The organism is Synechococcus sp. A15-62, assembly GCF_014280075.1.
Classification (GTDB): Bacteria; Cyanobacteriota; Cyanobacteriia; order PCC-6307; family Cyanobiaceae; genus Parasynechococcus.
Genome location: NZ_CP047950.1, coordinates 1,937,414 through 1,955,612 on the forward strand (window position 1 = coordinate 1,937,414; position 18,199 = coordinate 1,955,612).

The 18,199-nt window shown below is 60.5% G+C and carries 15 protein-coding genes; 7 read left to right on the plus strand and 8 right to left on the minus strand.

Annotated features, from left to right (window positions below):
• Positions 1–36 precede the first annotated feature (36 nt).
• Complete coding sequence (locus SynA1562_RS11095) at positions 37–864, minus strand: hypothetical protein (protein ID WP_186493897.1); 828 nt, start codon at positions 862–864, stop codon at positions 37–39.
• Between the two features lie 149 nt (positions 865–1,013).
• Here SynA1562_RS11095 and SynA1562_RS11100 point away from each other — a divergent pair, with 149 nt between their 5' ends.
• Entirely contained in the window at positions 1,014–1,388 is a 375-nt protein-coding gene (locus SynA1562_RS11100) for a hypothetical protein (protein ID WP_186493898.1), read from the plus strand.
• A 6-nt stretch (positions 1,389–1,394) separates the two neighbouring features.
• Here SynA1562_RS11100 and SynA1562_RS11105 read toward each other — a convergent pair whose 3' ends face one another.
• From SynA1562_RS11105 to SynA1562_RS11115, 3 genes are read right to left on the minus strand one after another with little or no spacing between them, the layout of a single operon-like run.
• Entirely contained in the window at positions 1,395–1,688 is a 294-nt protein-coding gene (locus SynA1562_RS11105) for a hypothetical protein (protein WP_186493899.1), read from the minus strand.
• Entirely contained in the window at positions 1,688–5,119 is a 3,432-nt protein-coding gene (locus tag SynA1562_RS11110) for an efflux RND transporter permease subunit (RefSeq protein WP_186493900.1), read from the minus strand. The genes SynA1562_RS11105 and SynA1562_RS11110 overlap by 1 nt, the downstream gene beginning before the upstream one ends.
• Before the next feature lie 9 nt (positions 5,120–5,128).
• Positions 5,129–6,202, minus strand: a complete 1,074-nt coding sequence (locus SynA1562_RS11115; RefSeq protein ID WP_186493901.1) for an efflux RND transporter periplasmic adaptor subunit — start codon at positions 6,200–6,202, stop codon at positions 5,129–5,131.
• 155 nt (positions 6,203–6,357) lie between these two features.
• Between SynA1562_RS11115 and SynA1562_RS11120 the strand changes: the two genes are divergently transcribed.
• Complete coding sequence (locus SynA1562_RS11120; RefSeq protein ID WP_186493902.1) at positions 6,358–8,523, plus strand: AAA family ATPase; 2,166 nt, start codon at positions 6,358–6,360, stop codon at positions 8,521–8,523.
• 49 nt (positions 8,524–8,572) lie between these two features.
• Here the strand turns inward: SynA1562_RS11120 and SynA1562_RS11125 are convergent, their stop codons facing one another.
• Positions 8,573–9,214 carry a protein phosphatase gene (locus SynA1562_RS11125; RefSeq protein WP_186493903.1) on the minus strand — a complete coding sequence of 214 codons (642 nt, stop codon included), beginning with the start codon at positions 9,212–9,214 and terminating at the stop codon, positions 8,573–8,575.
• A 303-nt stretch (positions 9,215–9,517) separates the two neighbouring features.
• Positions 9,518–10,015, minus strand: coding sequence for a thymidylate synthase (locus SynA1562_RS11130; RefSeq protein ID WP_255445661.1), 498 nt, complete (start codon positions 10,013–10,015; stop codon positions 9,518–9,520).
• Between the two features lie 92 nt (positions 10,016–10,107).
• On the opposite strand from SynA1562_RS11130, the gene bcp reads away from it, so the two are divergent.
• Positions 10,108–10,575, plus strand: coding sequence for a thioredoxin-dependent thiol peroxidase (bcp, locus tag SynA1562_RS11135; protein WP_186493904.1), 468 nt, complete (start codon positions 10,108–10,110; stop codon positions 10,573–10,575).
• Here bcp and SynA1562_RS11140 read toward each other — a convergent pair.
• Complete coding sequence (locus SynA1562_RS11140; protein ID WP_186493905.1) at positions 10,553–11,278, minus strand: type III pantothenate kinase; 726 nt, start codon at positions 11,276–11,278, stop codon at positions 10,553–10,555. The genes bcp and SynA1562_RS11140 overlap by 23 nt on opposite strands.
• Positions 11,279–12,046: a phosphoadenylyl-sulfate reductase gene (locus SynA1562_RS11145; RefSeq protein ID WP_186493906.1), complete on the minus strand. Its 768-nt coding sequence runs from the start codon at positions 12,044–12,046 to the stop codon at positions 11,279–11,281.
• Positions 12,047–12,113: 67 nt separating this feature from the next.
• Here SynA1562_RS11145 and SynA1562_RS11150 point away from each other — a divergent pair, with 67 nt between their 5' ends.
• From SynA1562_RS11150 to SynA1562_RS11165, 4 genes are read left to right on the plus strand one after another with little or no spacing between them, the layout of a single operon-like run.
• Positions 12,114–13,259 (plus strand): NAD(P)/FAD-dependent oxidoreductase, encoded by a 1,146-nt coding sequence (locus SynA1562_RS11150; RefSeq protein WP_186493907.1) that lies wholly within the window; start codon positions 12,114–12,116, stop codon positions 13,257–13,259.
• Positions 13,256–14,932 carry a GTPase HflX gene (gene hflX / locus SynA1562_RS11155; RefSeq protein ID WP_186493908.1) on the plus strand — a complete coding sequence of 559 codons (1,677 nt, stop codon included), beginning with the start codon at positions 13,256–13,258 and terminating at the stop codon, positions 14,930–14,932. The genes SynA1562_RS11150 and hflX overlap by 4 nt, the downstream gene beginning before the upstream one ends.
• Positions 14,920–16,737, plus strand: coding sequence for an SLC13 family permease (locus SynA1562_RS11160; RefSeq protein ID WP_186493909.1), 1,818 nt, complete (start codon positions 14,920–14,922; stop codon positions 16,735–16,737). Before hflX ends, SynA1562_RS11160 begins: the two co-directional genes overlap by 13 nt.
• A gap of 29 nt (positions 16,738–16,766) precedes the next feature.
• Positions 16,767–18,182, plus strand: coding sequence for a TrkH family potassium uptake protein (locus tag SynA1562_RS11165; protein ID WP_186493910.1), 1,416 nt, complete (start codon positions 16,767–16,769; stop codon positions 18,180–18,182).
• The last annotated feature ends 17 nt before the right edge of the window (positions 18,183–18,199 follow it).

Below are 18,199 nucleotides of genomic sequence, written 5' to 3' on the forward strand. Positions count from 1 at the left end.
GAGGCCCCTTTGATGAAATGAATTGTTCCCCGAAAATCAATCAACTTTATCCGAGATAAAATCAACAGCCTGATAAATCGCGTCATACAAAGCACCTTTGGCCTTGGCAGACATGCCACCGGTCGAAGAACTTGCACCGTAGGAATAGGAGAAACCAGACGAAGTCTTTTCATCCCGAACGGCTCCTTCAAAACGCTTGGCGCCGATGATATCTTCTTCACGAATGCTAATGATATCGACCTTCAAAGTGACAGTCGCACTCGACTTGGTCTTTGTCTTTGTAGAGCTAGCAAACATCCCGAAAACAGGAACGAAAGCCGCCGGATTGGTCTTGGTCTCAGTGCTTGAGGTATCCGTCATGTTAAGGATGACTGGACGAATGATGTAACGCGCCCCGAGAGTCTTACCAACTTCCATCAATTCGGGAATGAAAGAATCGTTGGTCAGGTCTGCCCGGTTAACACCTGTCTGACCGAATTTCTTGTTCATGGCAGAATTCACCTTGAACCAGGAAATTGTGGTCGCACCAGCCTCACGAATCGAATCATTCAACACTTCGGTTGCGAATTCATTGGTGGTGGTCATTGAGCCACCCGCAGATCCGTACTGCATCGAAGAACCTGATTTATCAAAAACAGGCATCACGATGAATTTTGCCCGCGTGATGAAACGAATGCTGCGGAGTGCATCCTCTGCACTAGCGGCAGGCTGAACAGGAGTATCAGAAACATTGGAGCGGGAGTCTCTCTCATTTCTCTCCGATCCACGCACCTGAGCTAGCTGCTGAGGCGCCACGAAAGAACTCGAGAAACTTGCAGAATTTGCATAAACTGCCGCAGCGGGAGCAGCTGCCGCTGAAGACATGGCAAGCAAAGAGAGAGTCGCGGCGAAGCCCTTCAAAACACTGATACAAGCTCGCGATAAAATATCACACACTTGAAGAAAGGATCGTTATGCGACTTCCAAGCATCGCTTTAGCTCTCACAACCATCGGCGCAACTTTCTCACCGGTCATGGCCAACATGCCGGATTCAGCCGCAGGCAGCTTCAAAGTGGAAGCACTTTGCACAATCTCCAATGCCTATGCGACATGTCATCCGCAAATCAACGGCGACCGACTGATCATCAACTTCCCATCAGAACTCGTGGTTCTTGACAAAGACGAAGTCAAAAGTATTGACCTTTATGACAGCCGGCGCCGTGAATTCATCCGCTTCTTCAAAAAAACAGGCGATATTGATTTCGCCATCTCATTCCTGGAAGGGAAGGAAACCAGAACCGGTTTCATCAGATTCAAGAACAACAGATCAGCCCGCAAGTTTTATAACCGGCTTGTCGAATACAACCCGGCATTATTCAAATCATCCATCAACATCGAGGTTTACTAGTCGTGCTTAGCGACGCTTGCCTCGATGAGAATTGCTGTGCCGATAGGCAGGATCGGTTGTTTCCTCCTGCAACTGACGCATCGTCTCTATCGCAAAGCCGCCGAGGCCTCCCGATGTGATCACCATTAGATAAAAGAGGCGCAAACGGCCCAGCGCGATCTCAGCCGGGCTGTTGTCGATCAGCACCTTGAGGAAATAGGCAACGGCCAGACCAAGGCCGGCACCAATGGCCACTGCAATCAACACACGCATGCCACTGAAGGGCTTGCGCTGATTCACCTCAGTGTTCAACTCAGCCATCAGCTCGGTTGCGGGGTAGGAGTAGGACCGTCCTCAGGAGCCTTGGCATCGGCCTCTCCCAGCAACGTCTTCATCACGACGTAGAAGACAGGGACCACAAGGGTGGAGAGGAAGGTGGCCACCAACAGACCACCGAACACCACCAGACCAAGGGACGACTGACTCTGAGCTCCAGCACCACTGGCTAGCATCAGGGGCAGGAATCCAGTGAGGGAAGAGATCGCCGTCATCAAAATCGGCCGCAAACGCGACTTGGCGGAGAACTTGGCAGCCTCCAGCGCTGACTCGCCCTCACCCATCTTCTGATTGGCCAGGTCGACGATCAGAATCGCGTTACCTCCCGCCAGACCGATCAGCATCACAAGGCCCACCTGGGCATAGATGTTGAGCACCTGGCCGGCACCGCCGAGGAACACCAGGGCACCCAGCAACGCCGTCGGCACCGTCAGCAGGATGATGATCGGGTCGGTGTAGCTCTCGTACTGAGCCGACAGCACCAGGAACACCGCCAGGATGCCGAGCGCGAAGATCACCACCGCAAGGGATCCGGCCTTCACTTCTTCGCGGGAGATACCAGTCCAGTCGAAACCAAGACCCTGATAACTGCCAGCGTTGAAGATCTGCTTCATCGCCCCGATTGCCTGTCCTGAACTGTTGCCCTCCTTGGGAGTGCCGTCGATCTTGATCGAGCGGTAAAGGTTGAAGTGGGGAATGACGCTGGGCCCCACCGTCTGCTTCACCGTGAAGAACTCCGAGAGAGGAATCTGCTCGCCCTTGGCATTGGCGACGTAGATCGCCGACAGACGCTGCGGGGTAGCCCGGCTGACCTCATCGGCCTGCACATACACCCTGCGCACCTTGCCCTCCTGGAAGGTGTCGTTCACATAGCGCCCACCGAAGTTGACGCTGAACGAAGACATCGCCGAGGCGAAATCGACACCGAGCGAAGCCATCTGCTCCCGATCCACATCGATCTTGTATTGCGGAGCCTGGGGGGAGAACAGCGTGTAAACCTGATTGAGAACGGAATCGCTGTTCGCCGTCTGAATGATCTGCTGAGCAGATCCGAAAAACTCATTCAACGAATACACACCGCTGCTCTGGTCGAGCAGCTGGAACTCAAAGCCACCACCGGTGCCATAACCGGGAATCGAAGGAGGCTCCACAACAAACACACGCCCCCCATCAATCGCGCCGTACAACTTGGCGTTGAGACGCTTCACCACCGCTCCCACGGTGTGATCCTTGCCGGGCCGCTCATCCCAGTGGTTCATGCCGATGAAGAACAGGCCCTTATTGGGAGCGTTTCCATCGAGGCTGGCGCCGCTGAACAGAGCCGCTGATGCGATGTCTTCCTCGGAGCGCAAAACCTCCGCCACCTGACGGTTGATCGCCAGGGTTTTCTCGTTCGATCCACCCTCAGGAGCCTGAACGAAACCGATGGCGTAGCCCTGATCTTCGATCGGCACGAATCCACCAGGAATGCGGGTGAAGGCGAATCCCGTCAGCAGAATGCCGGCCGCCAGGGCCGCCATCACAATCGGACGGGCCTTGAGCACGGCGTCGAGGATCGACGCGTAGCGCTTCTCAAAGCCGCCATACAAACGGTTGAAGTTGGTGAAGATCACCGGGATGAAGTAGCCAACGCCTCCTCCAATGGCGGTGAACAACACCACCGGGATCGGATTGGAGACGATCACTCCGGTGGTGATCACACCCACCGCAGCACCACCGGCGGTGAAGGGAAGCCGCAGGGGCAGACCGCTGATCTTGCCGGCGATGAAGCCCACCACTGCACCGATCACTGTTGGGATCAACGCTGCTGCAGCTCCATTGCCAGCACTGAGTAAGCCGTAAATGAAACCAAGCACCACACCGGCCGTGGCGTACTGATTGCGGCTGAGCTCCTTGGTCTCCCGAGACAACAGGAGGGCCGACAGCATCGGCGAGAAGGTGAGGGCGTTGAACGTGGAGATGCCGATCGAGAAAAGGATCGTGGCGGCGAACTGCTTGTAGATGGTGCCGGTGGCACCCGGAAAAAACAGAACCGGCAGGAACACCGCCATCTTCACCAGGGAGGTGGCGATCACAGCCCCGAACAGCTCATCCATGGTTTCCATGGCGGCCTGCACCGAGGTCATCCCTTCCGCCTTCTTGGCGGAGGTGTCTTCCACCACGGTGATGGCGTCATCCACCACAAGGCCAGTGGCCAGCACAAGACCAAACAGAGTGAGCTGGTTGAGCGAGAAGCCGAAGGCCAGCACCAGGGCGAAGGTGCCGATCAAGGCCACCGGAATCGCAATCGCGGGCACAAGCGTGGCTTTCCAGTTCTGCAGGAACAAAAACAGGATCAGCACCACCAGGATCACCGCGTCCCGTAGGGAATTGGTCACACCTTTGATCGACTGGTTGATGAAGTCGGTGGTGTCGTAAATCTTCTGCACCCCGAGGCCAACCGGCAGGGTTTGCTCGAACTCACCCAGCACCTCCTTGACGCCATTGGAAACCTCAATGGCATTACTTCCGGAGAGCTGGTAGATCGCAATGCCAACCGAAGGTGTGCCTTTGAGATCCATGGCATCAATGCCGTAGGTCTCACCGCCGAGCTCAACGCGGCCCACATCCTTGAACCGCACCAAGCCTCCGGCATCGGTGGTTCTGAGAATGATGTTCTCGAATTCCCTAATGCTGGTCAGACGTCCCTGAAGTTGCACAGTGAAGGTGTATTCCTGGCCCTCAGGGGCGGGGGCGCCGCCGACCTTGCCAGCAGGCACCAGACGGTTCTGACTTTGTAACTGGTTGACCACATCGGTGGCCGTGAGGTTGTTCGCGGTCAGCTTCTCGGGATCAAGCCAGAGGCGGAAGGCGATCTTGCGGTTACCGAAGTAGGTGACATCGCCGACGCCCTTCACCCGTTTGACGTTGTCGGTGAGGTTCTTGTCGAGATAACCGCTGATCGTCTCCACCGAGTATTCGGTTTTGGCGGGGTCTTCGTTGACGAAGTTGTAGACGAGCAGGATCGAGTTGGAGGCCTTGTTCACCGTCACACCCGACTTGCGCACCTCCTCCGGCAGCTGAGGTTCCGCCAGGGAAACGCGGTTCTGCACGTTCACCTGGTTGATGTTGCCGTCGGTGCCGCTGTCGAACGACACGGAAATCGAACTCACACCATCCGACGAGCTATTGGAGGTAATGAAGTCCATGTTCTCCACCCCGTTGATCTGCTGCTCGAGCACAGAGGTGACCCCTTGCTCAACGGCAACGGCGTCAGCGCCCACGTAGGTGGCCTGCACCTTCACCGTGGGAGGGGCAATGTCGGGAAGGTTTTCGATCGGAAGGATCGGAATCGCGATCAAACCAACGATCACGATCAGCAGGCTGCAGACCGTGCTGAGAACCGGCCGGGTGATGAAGTTATTGGAAGCAGACATCGATCAACCTCAGTTCGCCTTGGCGGGCTGCACCTGCACGGGCATGCCGTGTTTCAGGTTGAGCAGATTGGTTGTGGCAACCATCTGATTGGCTTCCAGGCCTTTGGTGATCGGATAGAGCTGGTTCTCCAGTTCGCCCACCGTGACTGGCGTCTGCAGGACGAACTTGGCATCAGCGGGAAGTTTGCCGGCCTTGATTCCCTTCTCGAGCTTCTCGAGATCCGCCTTGCCAGGATTCTCTTTGAGTTCCTCAAAGCTGCCAAGGCGGAAGACGAAGCTCTGACCCGAGGTCTGGGTGACAGCGGCGAAAGGAACGGCCAATTGTTGCTCAGCCTTGATTTGCACCCGCGTGCGCAGACGCTGGCCATCCTTCAGTTGTCCATCGGTGTTGGGGAAGACCGCCTTCACCAACAATCCCTGGGTCTGCTTGTTGATCCGGGGATCAATCGAACCAACTTGCCCAGTTGCGAACACATCCTCACTGCCTGGGGCACTGAGCAGCACCGGCTGCCCCAGGGCCAGACGCGTCGAGAACACCGCCGGTACCTCAACTTGTGCTTCCAGTTCGTTGTTCTGCACCAGGCTGGTGAACACCTCGCCCTGCCGAATCACATCGCCCACCTTCACATTCACGTCAGCAACCGTGCCGGCAGAGGGTGAAGTGAGATTGCTGTAGTCAAGCTCGGCCTGAGCTGAGATGTATTGGGTGCGGTAGCGATCCAGATCCTTCTGCGACGCGGCGCCCGTCTCAGCCAGATAGACGTAACGCTCGTAATTGGCTTTGGCGTTGTCGGCTTTGGCTTTCTTCTCAACCTGATCGAGCACCACCAAGAGCTGACCGGGCGCAACTTCATCACCCTGGCGAATCTTCAGTTCCAGAATTCGTCCCCCCGACTGGGCAGCGAGCTCGACAAGGTTGCTGGCCTCCAACGTGCTGACGGTGTCAACACTCTCGGTAAACTCAGCCAGCTGGGTGGAGACGGCCTGCACCTTCGGCGGCGGCGGCTTCGGCGCTTCGCTCTTGCAGGAACTGACCGTGATCAGAGCCGCGAGGGTGAGAAGAAGTCGCTGCGGGTGACGCACGGCAAAGGGGCATTTGCCGGATTATGCAGGGTTCCTGATGGCCTGACTGCAAAGGTTTGCAGGGCTGAAAACAGGCACTCTGAAAACGTTCGATATGTCCCAGCTCAAGCACTGATTGAGAACGTCAGGGACACTGGGGTATCGCCGATGGATTGTTGGCTCAGGACCTCTTCGCTTTTCACGGTGAGCAACAACGGCGGCGGCTGGCCCCTCTGGCCGATCGCATGCGCCCGCGAACGCTGGAGGAATTTGAAGGCCAAAGCGGGATCCTGGCCGACGGACGGCTCCTGCGCCGTGCCATCAAGGCCGATCGGGTTGGCAACTTGATCCTGCATGGCCCGCCCGGGGTCGGCAAAACCACCCTGGCGCGGATCATTGCCAACCACACCCGCGCTCATTTCAGCAGCCTCAATGCCGTACTGGCCGGCGTCAAAGACCTGCGGATCGAGGTTGATTCTGCACGCCAACGCCTTGAACGGCATGGCTTGCGCACAATCCTGTTCATCGACGAGGTACACCGCTTCAACAGCGCCCAGCAGGATGCGCTGTTGCCTTGGGTGGAAAACGGCACCGTCACCCTGATCGGCGCCACCACAGAAAACCCCTACTTCGAAGTCAATAAGGCGCTGGTCAGCCGCTCACGCCTGTTTCGTTTACTGCCACTGGAGCCGGAGGATTTGCAACGGCTGCTGCAACGCGCCCTGACGGACAACGAGCGGGGCTACGGCGACCGCTCCATCACCATCAGCAGCGATGCCTTCAACCACCTCGTTGATGTGGCGGGAGGAGACGCCCGCAGCCTGCTCAATGCCCTTGAACTGGCGGTGGAGAGTTCCGAACCCGATGGCGACGGCGTGATTCAGATCAACCTGGCCATCGCCGAAGAATCGATTCAGCAGCGGGCCGTGCTCTACGACAAGCACGGCGATGCTCACTACGACACGATCAGCGCCTTCATCAAATCGCTGCGGGGCTCCGATGCCGATGCGGCGCTGTTCTGGCTGGCGCGGATGGTGGAAGCCGGTGAAAACCCACGCTTCATTTTTCGGCGAATGCTGATTGCCGCGGGGGAAGACATCGGCCTGGCCGACCCACAGGCCATCGTTGTGGTGGAAGCCTGTGCCGCGGCCTTCGAACGGGTGGGGCTGCCCGAGGGCCTGTATCCCTTGGCCCAGGCCGCGTTGTACCTGGCGGGCACCGAAAAGAGCAACAGCGTTCTGGGCTTCTTTGATGCCCTCAAAACCGTGCGCGATGCGCAAAAACAAGACGTACCAGGGCATTTGCGCGATGCCAACCGGGATGGAGCCGCCTTCGGCGATGGCGTGGGCTACCGCTACCCCCATGCCTACGCCGAACACTGGGTGGAGCAGCAATACCTCCCCACAGCCCTGCAAGGCGAGGTGTTCTGGCAGCCCGGACAACTCGGATGGGAGGGGGAACGTCGCCAGCGGATGGCGGAACGCCGGGCAGCCCAACTCGCCGCGGCCGCGGAGCTGGCGGCCGACCAGCCTTTGCTGTTGAGCAGCGGACCCGAACGTCCCGGCGTGGACCGCTGGGTGCAGCGCCAACTGGGGCAGGAAGGAGAACGGCTGCAGCGCCTGCGCGAGCGGCTCTGGCGGGATATCCCCTGGACCCGTCGAGATCGTGTGCTGCTGCTGGGGATGCGCTCGCTGATCTGGGCTCTCGATCCATTGAGGGCTGCTCCGGAGGGAGGCGTCACCGTGCTCTGCGAAAACGAAGCCGACCGCAGCCGGCTGGAAGCGCAGATGGATCTGCTCGAGCCGGAGCATCGGCCCGACCTGTTGACCGGCAGCCTCGATGCTCTGCCACCGAGCCAAGCCTTCGACTGGATCGGAGGACGGCTCGCCGCAGCCGACCTGCAAGGGCAGAACTGGACGGCGCTACTGAAAACAATCAACCAACATGCCGAGCCAACAACAGGCTTACGGCTGCTGATCAGCCGCGCCGAACTGGGACCCGCCGGTGCACTGCTGCAAGACGACGATCCAACCGAGCTGTTCAGCGATCTTGTGGCTCAAGAACAGCAATGGCTTGAGCGGCAGCAGCGGCCGGAGGAGTTATTGAAGAACGCCGGCTGGCAGCTCCGTTGTGAGGAGTGGCTTGAACATCTCTCGCTTCCAGGGGGCACGGCACTGGCTGACCGATGGCTGGCCGAAGGGTCGCCCTACCGGGAGGCCATGGGGGAGATCAGCACTGAGATGCTGACGCAGTTGCGCCGAACGTTGAACGGCTTGGGCAAAGGTGGTTTACGGCTGCCAATGCGCCATCAACTGATCCAGGGCGAGCGAGGCACGCCATAAAAAAACCCCGGCCGAAGCCGGGGCTGAAGGCAAAGGGCTCAGTGCCTGATCACCAGAGGGGACGGGCAGGAGCGACGTAGGCGGGGCGAGCAGCGGGCTCGGGCAGCACGGAGTTGGCCTGAATGCAGGCAGGCAGGAACACGTACCAGGAGAGCAGCGAGGTGCACTGGGCGTCTCCTTCGCAATGGTTGGGAGCACAGACGTTCTGGGTGCCGTCGTAGGTGCCGCAGGTGTCAGCCAGACGGAAGTCCACGGGCAGCTCAGCCATGATGCCGGCGGAAGAGATTTCACCGTCGATGGAGTCGGCGATGATCGCGGACCGCAGAGCCACCACGGAAGTGGGCGTCATCGTCCAGTAGGGGAAGTAAGAACGGGTCTGATCCTTCAGGAACTTGACGCCGTCATTGGAGTACAGGAAGCGGGACACCCCGATGATGTCAACGGCATAGGTTTTGGTCATGCCTTCCTGAATTTCCTCGGCAGTCCAACCGGAGTTGCTGATGCCGGCATCCAGGGCACGGTCGTTGATTTCACCAGATTTAAAGAAAGCCTTGAAATCCTTGGATGTGGTGGTCCACACGGCGCCACCGGTGTTCCAGCGAACGGGACGCTTGGTGCCTGCTCCAGCGGGAACAGCCAGAGCAGCGAGGGAGGCGACGGCCAGCAGGCCAACGCCGAGACGAGAAAACACGGACTACAAGGAGCACGTCAAATAAAAACTAGCCCTCTAAAAAAGAAACGCTGACATCACCTAATTGCTTAAGAATTAGGGAACATTGAGAGAACTAGCTTCCAGCAAAAGAGACGCACGTGACTCGAAAATTCAGCTCGATCTGGACCTGCTCGAAACCAAGAAGTCAGGGGATATTTCCCGAACTAGGCCATCTAGAAAGCATGTGTGGGGTGAAAACTCTTTAACTAGAAAGATCCACCTGAAACCCAACACTGGAGATCAGTTTGTTCCTAAAGAGGACCCCAAAGTGGAACGATCTGATCACTTCAAGGAGATGCGTTGCCAACCATCCGGACAATGCCCGGCCGCGGCCTCGCCTATTCCCTTCCGATCCCCTCGGCAGTGGTGAATCCGCAGCCGACCTCCGGAGCGCGCCACCTCTGCCAAGTAGGCCTCCGTGCCGTGATGGGGCTCAAGCCACAAACGGGTCTGAACAGCGTCGCGATCCACCGTCGCCAGCAACTGCGGTCCGGCAGACAGGCCCAGATCCTGGAGCGAGCCTGCGAATTCACCCCAGTAATGGCGCGTCATCTGCGCAAGGGTGAACTCCTTAAGCAGCGTTTCGGCTTCGCTGCGTTGATGCAGGGTGATTTCGCGCTGCATCAGCAGCCGGCTGAGATTCACCTGCGACGACTGAGGAACAGCGTGATCCAACGAGAACCCATGACGCGGCGCAACAAGTGCGCTCAAGCCCATGGCCAAAAGGCCCAGAGCCGCCAGGGAGCGCGCGATTTGCTCGACCCGGATCCGCGACGCCATGGCCTAACAGCTTCAGGTTGCTTGCAACGTAGGCAGCACGAACAGTCTTGTCCTAAGGGCCGTACGCTGCCGCCACTATTCAAGCCCTTTCCGTGAGCCTGCAAATCGGCGACGCCGCCCCCGACTTCACCCTTCCCGATCAAAACGGTGATTCCATCAGCCTCGCTTCACTGCGCGGGAAGAAGGTTGTTCTGTACTTCTATCCCAAAGACGACACCCCAGGCTGCACCAAAGAAGCCTGCAACTTTCGCGATCGCTGGGAGCAACTGAAAGCCAACAACATCACCGTTCTGGGCATCAGCAAGGACGGAGCCACCTCCCACAACAAATTCATCAACAAGCACGAGCTGCCCTTCACCCTGCTCACCGATGAGGAGCCCTGTGCCGTCGCCAACCTCTACGAAAGCTATGGGCTGAAGAAATTCATGGGGCGCGAATACATGGGAATGATGCGCCACACTTTCCTGATTGATGAAGAAGGAAAACTGGAGCGGATTTATCTCAAGGTGAAAGCGGCCACCATGGCCGACACATTGATCAGCGATCTCGGCCTGAGCTGAGCCCAGCACCCAGGCTCAGCAGTGCTTGCAACTGAAGATCACCCTCCAGCTGCAACAACTTCGTTGCACCGGTCCAATGTTTCTTCAACAGGGCAGCGTCACCACCGCAGATCCACAACAAGCCTTGGGCGTGCTGCTGAGCCGCTGCAATGGAGGCCAACATCGCCTCGAGCACACCGCGCTGCATGGCAGCCACGGTCTGTTGTGGAAACACCTCCTGCAAAGCGTCGTTATTGGGCACCTCAGGGGTTGATGGCAAGCCGAGGGTTCCCTCGGCCATGGCCTGGAGTTGGAGCCGATAGCCCGGGATCAGCTGGCCACCTCCAAAACAACCGTCCGCCGTCACCCGGGTGAGGCTCAACACGGTGCCGGCATCCACGAGCAGTAACCCCCTGGAACAGTCGAGCTGTTGCTCCTGACTGCAGCGCCAAGCCATCCAAGCCCCGAGAGCTCGGTCCACACCCAACCAAGGAGGAGCCTTTGGCAAGGGCACATCCTCAAGGCGAATGCGCAGATCCTGGTGGGCCATGAGCGACTCGGGCACCGGACCCACCGCCGCCCAGACCGGAGGGTCGTTCCCGATGCGACCAGGTTCAGGAGGCCCGTGATCGACACGTAGATCGTGGTCTTGACGCTGAGCCCAATGCCAACGGCTGTTGCCAATCAGCAGAGCGCGACCGCCGCCCCGTTCAGACCCTGTCACTCAGATGCCTTCGCCCATCAGCCCTTCATTGACCTCCTGGGGCACGTGAATTCCACACTCCTGCTTCAACCCACCGAAGCGGGTGTCGCGGCCACTCAGATCTCCCACGTCCGGGCTACTGGAATGCCAGTCGCCAACGGTGGAATAGCCCTGCTCGAACAACGGATGCTGGGGGAGGTTGTTCGATTGCATGTAGTAGTAAACGTCTCGCTGCGTCCACTCGAGCAAGGGGCGCAGGGACCAACGCTCCCGAATCGGATCCAAGGCGGTCATCGAGCGGCGGTGATCGGTCTGCCCTCGACGCACGCCGCTGGCCCAGCAGCGCGTCTCCAAATCGTTGAGCGCACGCTCTAAGGGTTCAACCTTGCGAATCCGGTGATAGGTCTCCAGGTCTTCCACGCGACCGGACTCCCAGAGCCGCCCGTGCAGGGCCTCCATCCGAGCCGGGGACATCTCGCTCTGACTCACCACCAGACGAATCCTGAGCTGCTGGGTGAGTTGAGCGGCATAGGTGTAGGTCTCAGGAGGGAGATAGCCGGTATCGATCCAGATCACCGGCACAGCATCACCCCCGGGGAGGGTGCTCAACATGTGCAGAAGCACAGCCGATTGGATCCCAAAACTTGTGGTGAGAGCGAAGTTCTCCCCGAACTGCTCCAATCCCCAGGCCAAACGCTGCTGCGGCTCCATCGACTCCAGCAGCTTGCGCCCTTCGAGCAACTCGTTTTGCACCGCCATGGACACCATGGCCCCAGGAGCCTCCTTCATCACGCCATCTTCCCCTGTCGTGGGACCGGGTGTGGTTCCTATCGTTCGTGTACCAGCAGATCCCTTCATGCGTTCACCCTCGTCCCCATCGGATGCCGTGGTGATCGTTGGCGGTGGATTCGGTGGACTGTTCACGGCACTTGCTCTTCAGCGACGACAGCCCAACTGCCCCATCGTTCTGATCGAACCGCGGGATCGCTTTCTGTTTCAACCGCTGCTGTACGAACTGCTCAGCGATGAACTTCAAGGCTGGGAAGTAGCCCCCCGCTACGACCAACTGCTCAACAACGGCATCTGCTGGATCCAAGACAGCGTTGTTGGTGTCGATCTAACCAGCCAGAGCATCGAATTGGCCTCCGGAGACCGCTTGGGCTGGTCACAACTGGTGCTGGCGACGGGCTCGAAAGCAAACGATTTCGGCATTCCAGGCGTCAAGGAGCACAGCTCAAGCTTCCGTGACCTCAGCGATGTCAGCCGCCTCAAGCAATGGCTGAACAACCTGCACCAGCAACGGGGTGAAGCGGCCGGACTGATCATTGTTGGCGCGGGACCCACCGGCGTGGAGCTGGCCTGCAAGCTGACGGATCTGATCGACGGTGCTGCCAGCGTTCGACTGGTGGAGATGGGCGATGAAATCCTTCCCGGCAGCACAGCCTTCAATCGTGAGCGGGCCCAGGCCGCGCTGGAACGCAAAGGGGTGGTGGTCCAACTCAACACCAGCGTGAGCGAAGTGAAATCCAGCACCGCGGTTCTTGCCGATGGTGCTGTTCTGCCTCACGCAGGTTTGGTCTGGACGGCAGGAAGCAGCCCCTCCATCCCCCCCATCTCACCCACACCTGTGCTGGAACGGGGGCGTTTGGCCGTTGACGATGACCTGCGCCTGGTGGGCAGCGCCAACACATTCGCCCTCGGGGATCTCTCAGCCCGGCCTGGTAGCCCATGGCCCGCCAGCGCCCAGGTGGCGATGCAACAGGGCGATGCCACAGCCGCAGCCATCGAGACGTTGCGCATGGAGCAAGAACCACAACCCTTTGAATTCGAGGACCGAGGCGAAATGCTCAGCCTCGGTGTCGGTGACGCCACCCTCACCGGCATGGGGCTCACACTGGCTGGCCCCTTGGCCTTCCAGTTGCGACGAGCCACCTACCTCACCCGTCTGCCAGGGCTCTCCCTGGGTCTGCGCTCTGCAGGCGCCTGGTTGCTGAACCGTTGAAGCAATCCCACCTCGGCGGGCGTTGCCGTGGTCTGCGCCCCAGCCAGCAACGGCAACTGGAGCGATTAAGCCATCGGCGCCATCCTGAAGACTGCGGCGCCGATCTGCTGAGCCTCGAACGCTTGGCCGACCTGGTGCTTGATCTAGAGATGCCACTGCATCTGGTGCTGGACGGCCGTGGTCTCTGCCGCCTGCTCTGGCTGGGGCCTCTCAACGGCAGCGATTCGCTGCTGCAGCATCTGCCGGCAACCCCTCGGCGGAGCAGCGGGGGATGGCGACTGATCAGCTGCCCTTTCGCTCGCAAAGGGCTGCCCCACGATCCCCGCGACGCTGTGGTCGCCCTCGACATCGCTCCTCGACACTGGCTGCGCTTTGCACCGTGCCCAGCCGCCGATGGAGCTCGCCCTGCCGAGCTCCTGATCCCGGACCCGTCGCAAGCCGATGGCTGGAGGCCGTTTGAACAGGGCGACCTTCGGGACCTTTGCCTCCTCACACCGGACGAACCCCAACTGCAGAACAGCAGCGCTGCGGCCGGAGACGAGCGGGTGCTTCTGCTCACGCTGATCAGTGGCAATGAACGGCGCGACCAGCGGGATCTGGCTGAGCTAGAAGGCCTGGTGCGCAGTGCCGGTGCCGAACCGGTGGCCCGGACCAGCCAGCGCCGGGGCCAAACCAATCCCCAGACGATCTGGGGCTCCGGAAAACTGCAGGAAGCGGCCCTCGAGATCCGCCGCTGCCAGGCCTCCCTCGTCATTACCGACCGGGAGCTCACCCCCGTACAGGCCCGCAATCTGGAGCGGCTGCTCAGCTGCCCTGTCTCCGACCGCAGTGAGTTGATCCTCGACATCTTTGCCCAGCGGGCCGGTAGTGCGGCAGGGCGGCTTCAGGTGGAACTGGCTCAACTGCGCTATCGGTTACCGCGCCTGCTGGGACGGGGCAGCAGCCTGTCGCGTCAGGGCGGCGGCATCGGCACGCGCGGCCCAGGGGAAACCCAGCTGGAAAAAGACCGCAGGGCCATCAGCCGACGCATCGAACGACTTCTTCGCGATCAACGCCAACTTCAATCCCACCGCAGCCGCTTGCGGGATCAACGGCGCGGTCTGCCGCGGGTGGCGCTTGTGGGCTACACGAATGCAGGAAAATCAAGCCTGCTCAATGCCTTGTGCGGCAAACGGGCCAGTGACCGTGTGCTGGCGGAGAACAAGTTGTTCGCCACCCTGGACCCCACCACCCGCAAACTCGACCTGCCCTGCCCTGGCGCACGCCCTCAACGGTTGCTGCTCACCGACACGGTGGGGTTCATCCGCGATCTCCCCGCCCCACTGGTGGAAGCCTTCCGCGCAACGCTGGAGGAAGCACTGGACGCCGATGTGTTGCTGCTGGTGGTGGACCTTGCTGACCCCGACTGGGAAGGCCACTTGGACACGGTGCATCGCCTGCTCGATGAGCTCGGCAGCACCGCCCTGCGCCGGGTGATCGCCAATCAGATCGACCGCTGTGAGGCGACTGCGATCGAGACGATTCACCAGCGGGACCCCGATGCCCTGTTTCTCTCGGCCGTGCGGGGGGATGGGCTGGAGGGCCTACAGCAGTGGTTGCGCGAGCAATTTTTTGATCCCGGGGCAGAATCGCCGCAATTGACGACCGGCGATTCGCCGCCATGGCCGAGCTGAGCAGCGCTCTTCAGAACCCTCAGGCGTTGATCACCCTGGCCGTCTTGGGTCTGGCGGTGGTGCTGTTCATCACCGGAGTGATTGCCCCGGAGCTCACCGGGTTGCTGAGCCTGAGCCTGCTGATCGCCACCGGGGTGCTCAATCCCCAGGAGGCCCTGGCGGGGTTCGGCAGTCCTGCACTGATCACCCTTCTGGGCCTGTTTCCGGTCTCCGCAGCCCTGTTCAAAAGCGGTGCCCTGGATCGCCTGAGGGCCCTGATCGCCTCAGAGCGGATCCGTTCCTCGCGCCGTCTGATCGCGCTAATGGCCTTCGTGATCGCGCCAGTATCGGGAGTTGTACCCAACACGCCCGTGGTGGCATCACTGCTTCCCGTGGTGGAGGGCTGGTGCCAACGGCGCGGCATCTCACCATCCCGGGTGCTGCTGCCGTTGTCGTTTTCAACGGTTCTGGGGGGCACCCTCACCCTGCTGGGCAGCTCGGTGAATCTCTTGGTGAGCGACATCAGCGAACAACTGGGCTATGGCTCCCTCGATCTGTTCAGCTTCACCCTGATCAGCCTGCCGGTCTGGCTGGCCGGCGCCCTCTACCTGGTGATGGCTCCGAAAGTGCTGCTGCCGGACCGTGGTGCCACGACGGATGACCTGGGCAACACCAATAAAACGAGCAGTTACTGCACAGAAGTGCGCATCCCCCCCGACTCGGAGCTGGTGGGCCACTCTTTGCTGAACAGTCGGCTGCAGCGCCGTTTCGACGTGGACGTGCTGGAGCTGCAACGCGGTGGGGAGAGGTTGCTGCCCCCCCTGGCAGACCGGCGCCTTGAAGCGGGCGATCGCCTGCTGCTGCGGGTCACCCGCCCGGATCTGCTGCGTCTCCAGCAGGATCACACCGTTCAGCTCACCACCCAGGGGCAGAACGCTGGATTCAGTGCGAACACCGAAGAAGCCAGCGGCCAGAAAACCGTGGAAGTGTTGCTGCCGGCTGGTTCCACGCTGGCCGGCGCCAGCTTGCGGGAATTGCGGTTCCGGCAACGCCACAACTCCACGGTGCTCGCCCTTCGCCGCGGCCAGGAAACTGTTCAGGAACGCCTTGGCCAAGTGATCCTGCGTGAGGGCGATGTGCTGCTGCTGCAGGCCCCGATCGACTCCATCCGCGGCCTTCAGGCCAGCAACGACCTGTTGGTGCTGGATCGACTGGAGGATGACCTCCCCACCGTGCGGCGCAAGCCCGTGGCCGTCAGCATCGCCCTGGCCATGCTGCTGCTGCCGAGTCTCACCCCCATGCCCCTTGTGGCCGCAGTGCTGTTGGCCATGGTGAGCGTGGTAGCCACCGGCTGCCTTCGCCTTGGTGAACTGCAGCGCTCGATCCGGCTGGACGTGATCCTGCTGTTGGGGTCCCTCACCAGTTTCAGTGTCGCCATGCAGAGCACGGGACTGGCCGATGCCCTCGCCCTGATGCTCCAGCAGGGGCTAGCGGGCTGGCCGAGCTATGCAGCCTTGATGGTGGTCTTCATTGGCACCACGCTGTTGACCCAGGTGATGAGCAATGCCGCCTCAGTCGCCCTGCTTGCGCCTGTGGCGGTGCAACTGGCTCCGTCCCTGCAGTTATCTCCCACCGCCTTACTCATCACAGTGCTGTTCGGTGCCAGTCAGTCCTTTCTCACCCCCGTGGGATATCAGACCAATCTGATGGTGTTCGGCCCAGGTCGTTACCGTTTTCTGGATGTCACCCGCTACGGATTCGGCCTGACGGTGATCATGACCGTTCTGGTGCCGGCCTTGATCCTCTGGCATTACGGCGGATCCTGAACAACACTGGTCAGATCTCGCGCGCGCCTGTGCCGATCGGAAGGGCCATCGAACGCAGCCAGGGCTGGCATCGTCGGCTCACGGTTCCCCAGTTCACCGTGGTGACCGGCTTGCTGGTGGTGCTGATCGGCACCCTGCTGCTGGCCACTCCCCTGTGCTCCTCAAGCAGCGTTGGGCTTTGGGAAGCGTTGTTCACCGCCACATCCGCCATCACCGTGACGGGCCTGTCGATCATCGACATCGGCACAGATCTCACGACCTTCGGCCAGGCGGTGCTGGCCCTGATGATCCTGGCGGGGGGCCTTGGCTTGATGGCCATCACCACGTTTCTCCAGGGCTTCGTGGTGCAGGGGACAGCCTTGCGACGCCGGCTGGACCGGGGGCAGGCCCTGGATGAATTCGGTGTGGGAGGCGTCGGGCGCACGTTTCGTGGCATTGCCCTGACGGCGACGCTGGTGATCCTGGTGGGGGCTGTGATCCTGTATCACTTCGGCTTCGATGACATCCCCAACCACGGAGAACGCCTCTGGGCGGCGGTGTTCCACAGCATCTCGGCTTACAACAACGCGGGGTTCGGGCTCTGGAGCGACAGCCTCGAGCGCTACCGCAGCAACGGAGTTGTGAATGCCGTAGTGATGCTGCTGATCGTGACCGGCGGCCTGGGGTGGCGGGTGACCAGCGATCTGAGCACGCAGCTGCTGCCCAGGCGGCGAAGCCGCCGCCGTCTGAGCCTCCATTCACGGCTGGTGCTGCGCACCAGCATGCTTTTGATCGCCTTCGGAGCTGGGGGACTGGCCCTGACGGAATGGTTAAACCAGGGCGAGATCTTCGCAGGGATGCCGTGGTCCGAGCGCTGGCTCACGGCCTTGTTCGAATCAGTCACGGCACGCACCGCCGGCTTCAGCACCGTGCCGCTCTCGCTCGACACCGTCACCGAATCCAGCCTGCTGTTGCTGATGGTGCTGATGTTCATCGGTGCCAGCCCTGGCGGCACCGGTGGTGGGATCAAAACCACCACAGTGGCCGCCTTGATGGCGGCCACCCGCTCCACCCTGCGGGGGCGGGAGGTGGTCGTGATCCGCAACAGAACCATCAACGACAAGGTGGTGCTGCGGGCCGTTGGCATCACGGTGGGCTCCCTCCTGTTCGTGATGGCCATGGCGATGCTGATCAGCATCGCCAGCAATTTGAACGGCAAGGATTCGTTCACCTTCATGGAAATGCTGTTCACCTGCATTTCCGCCTTCGCCACGGTGGGGCTGGATCTGGGGGTGACCGTTGAACTTCCCCGCTTCGGTCAGGCTGTGCTGATGGTGGGGATGTTTGTGGGACGGCTGGGGATCCTGCTGCTGCTGAGTGCGATCTGGGAAGCGATGACCCAGGAACAAATCCAGATGAATCGCCAGAATCGAATCGGTTACCCCAGCGAGGATCTGTATGTCTGAGCGCGATCAGCCGGGGA

What these genes read in the sequence shown, in the direction of transcription:
- SynA1562_RS11150 (WP_186493907.1), top strand. Translation starts at nt 12,114, where the DNA reads ATGCGTTCACCCTCGTCCCCATCGGATGCCGTGGTGATCGTTGGCGGT.
- SynA1562_RS11160 (WP_186493909.1), top strand. Translation starts at nt 14,920, where the DNA reads ATGGCCGAGCTGAGCAGCGCTCTTCAGAACCCTCAGGCGTTGATCACC.
- SynA1562_RS11130 (WP_255445661.1), bottom strand. Translation starts at nt 10,015, where the DNA reads ATGGCGTCGCGGATCCGGGTCGAGCAAATCGCGCGCTCCCTGGCGGCT.
- SynA1562_RS11095 (WP_186493897.1), bottom strand. Translation starts at nt 864, where the DNA reads ATGTCTTCAGCGGCAGCTGCTCCCGCTGCGGCAGTTTATGCAAATTCT.
- SynA1562_RS11145 (WP_186493906.1), bottom strand. Translation starts at nt 12,046, where the DNA reads ATGAAGGAGGCTCCTGGGGCCATGGTGTCCATGGCGGTGCAAAACGAG.
- SynA1562_RS11105 (WP_186493899.1), bottom strand. Translation starts at nt 1,688, where the DNA reads ATGGCTGAGTTGAACACTGAGGTGAATCAGCGCAAGCCCTTCAGTGGC.
- SynA1562_RS11100 (WP_186493898.1), top strand. Translation starts at nt 1,014, where the DNA reads ATGGCCAACATGCCGGATTCAGCCGCAGGCAGCTTCAAAGTGGAAGCA.
- SynA1562_RS11110 (WP_186493900.1), bottom strand. Translation starts at nt 5,119, where the DNA reads ATGTCTGCTTCCAATAACTTCATCACCCGGCCGGTTCTCAGCACGGTC.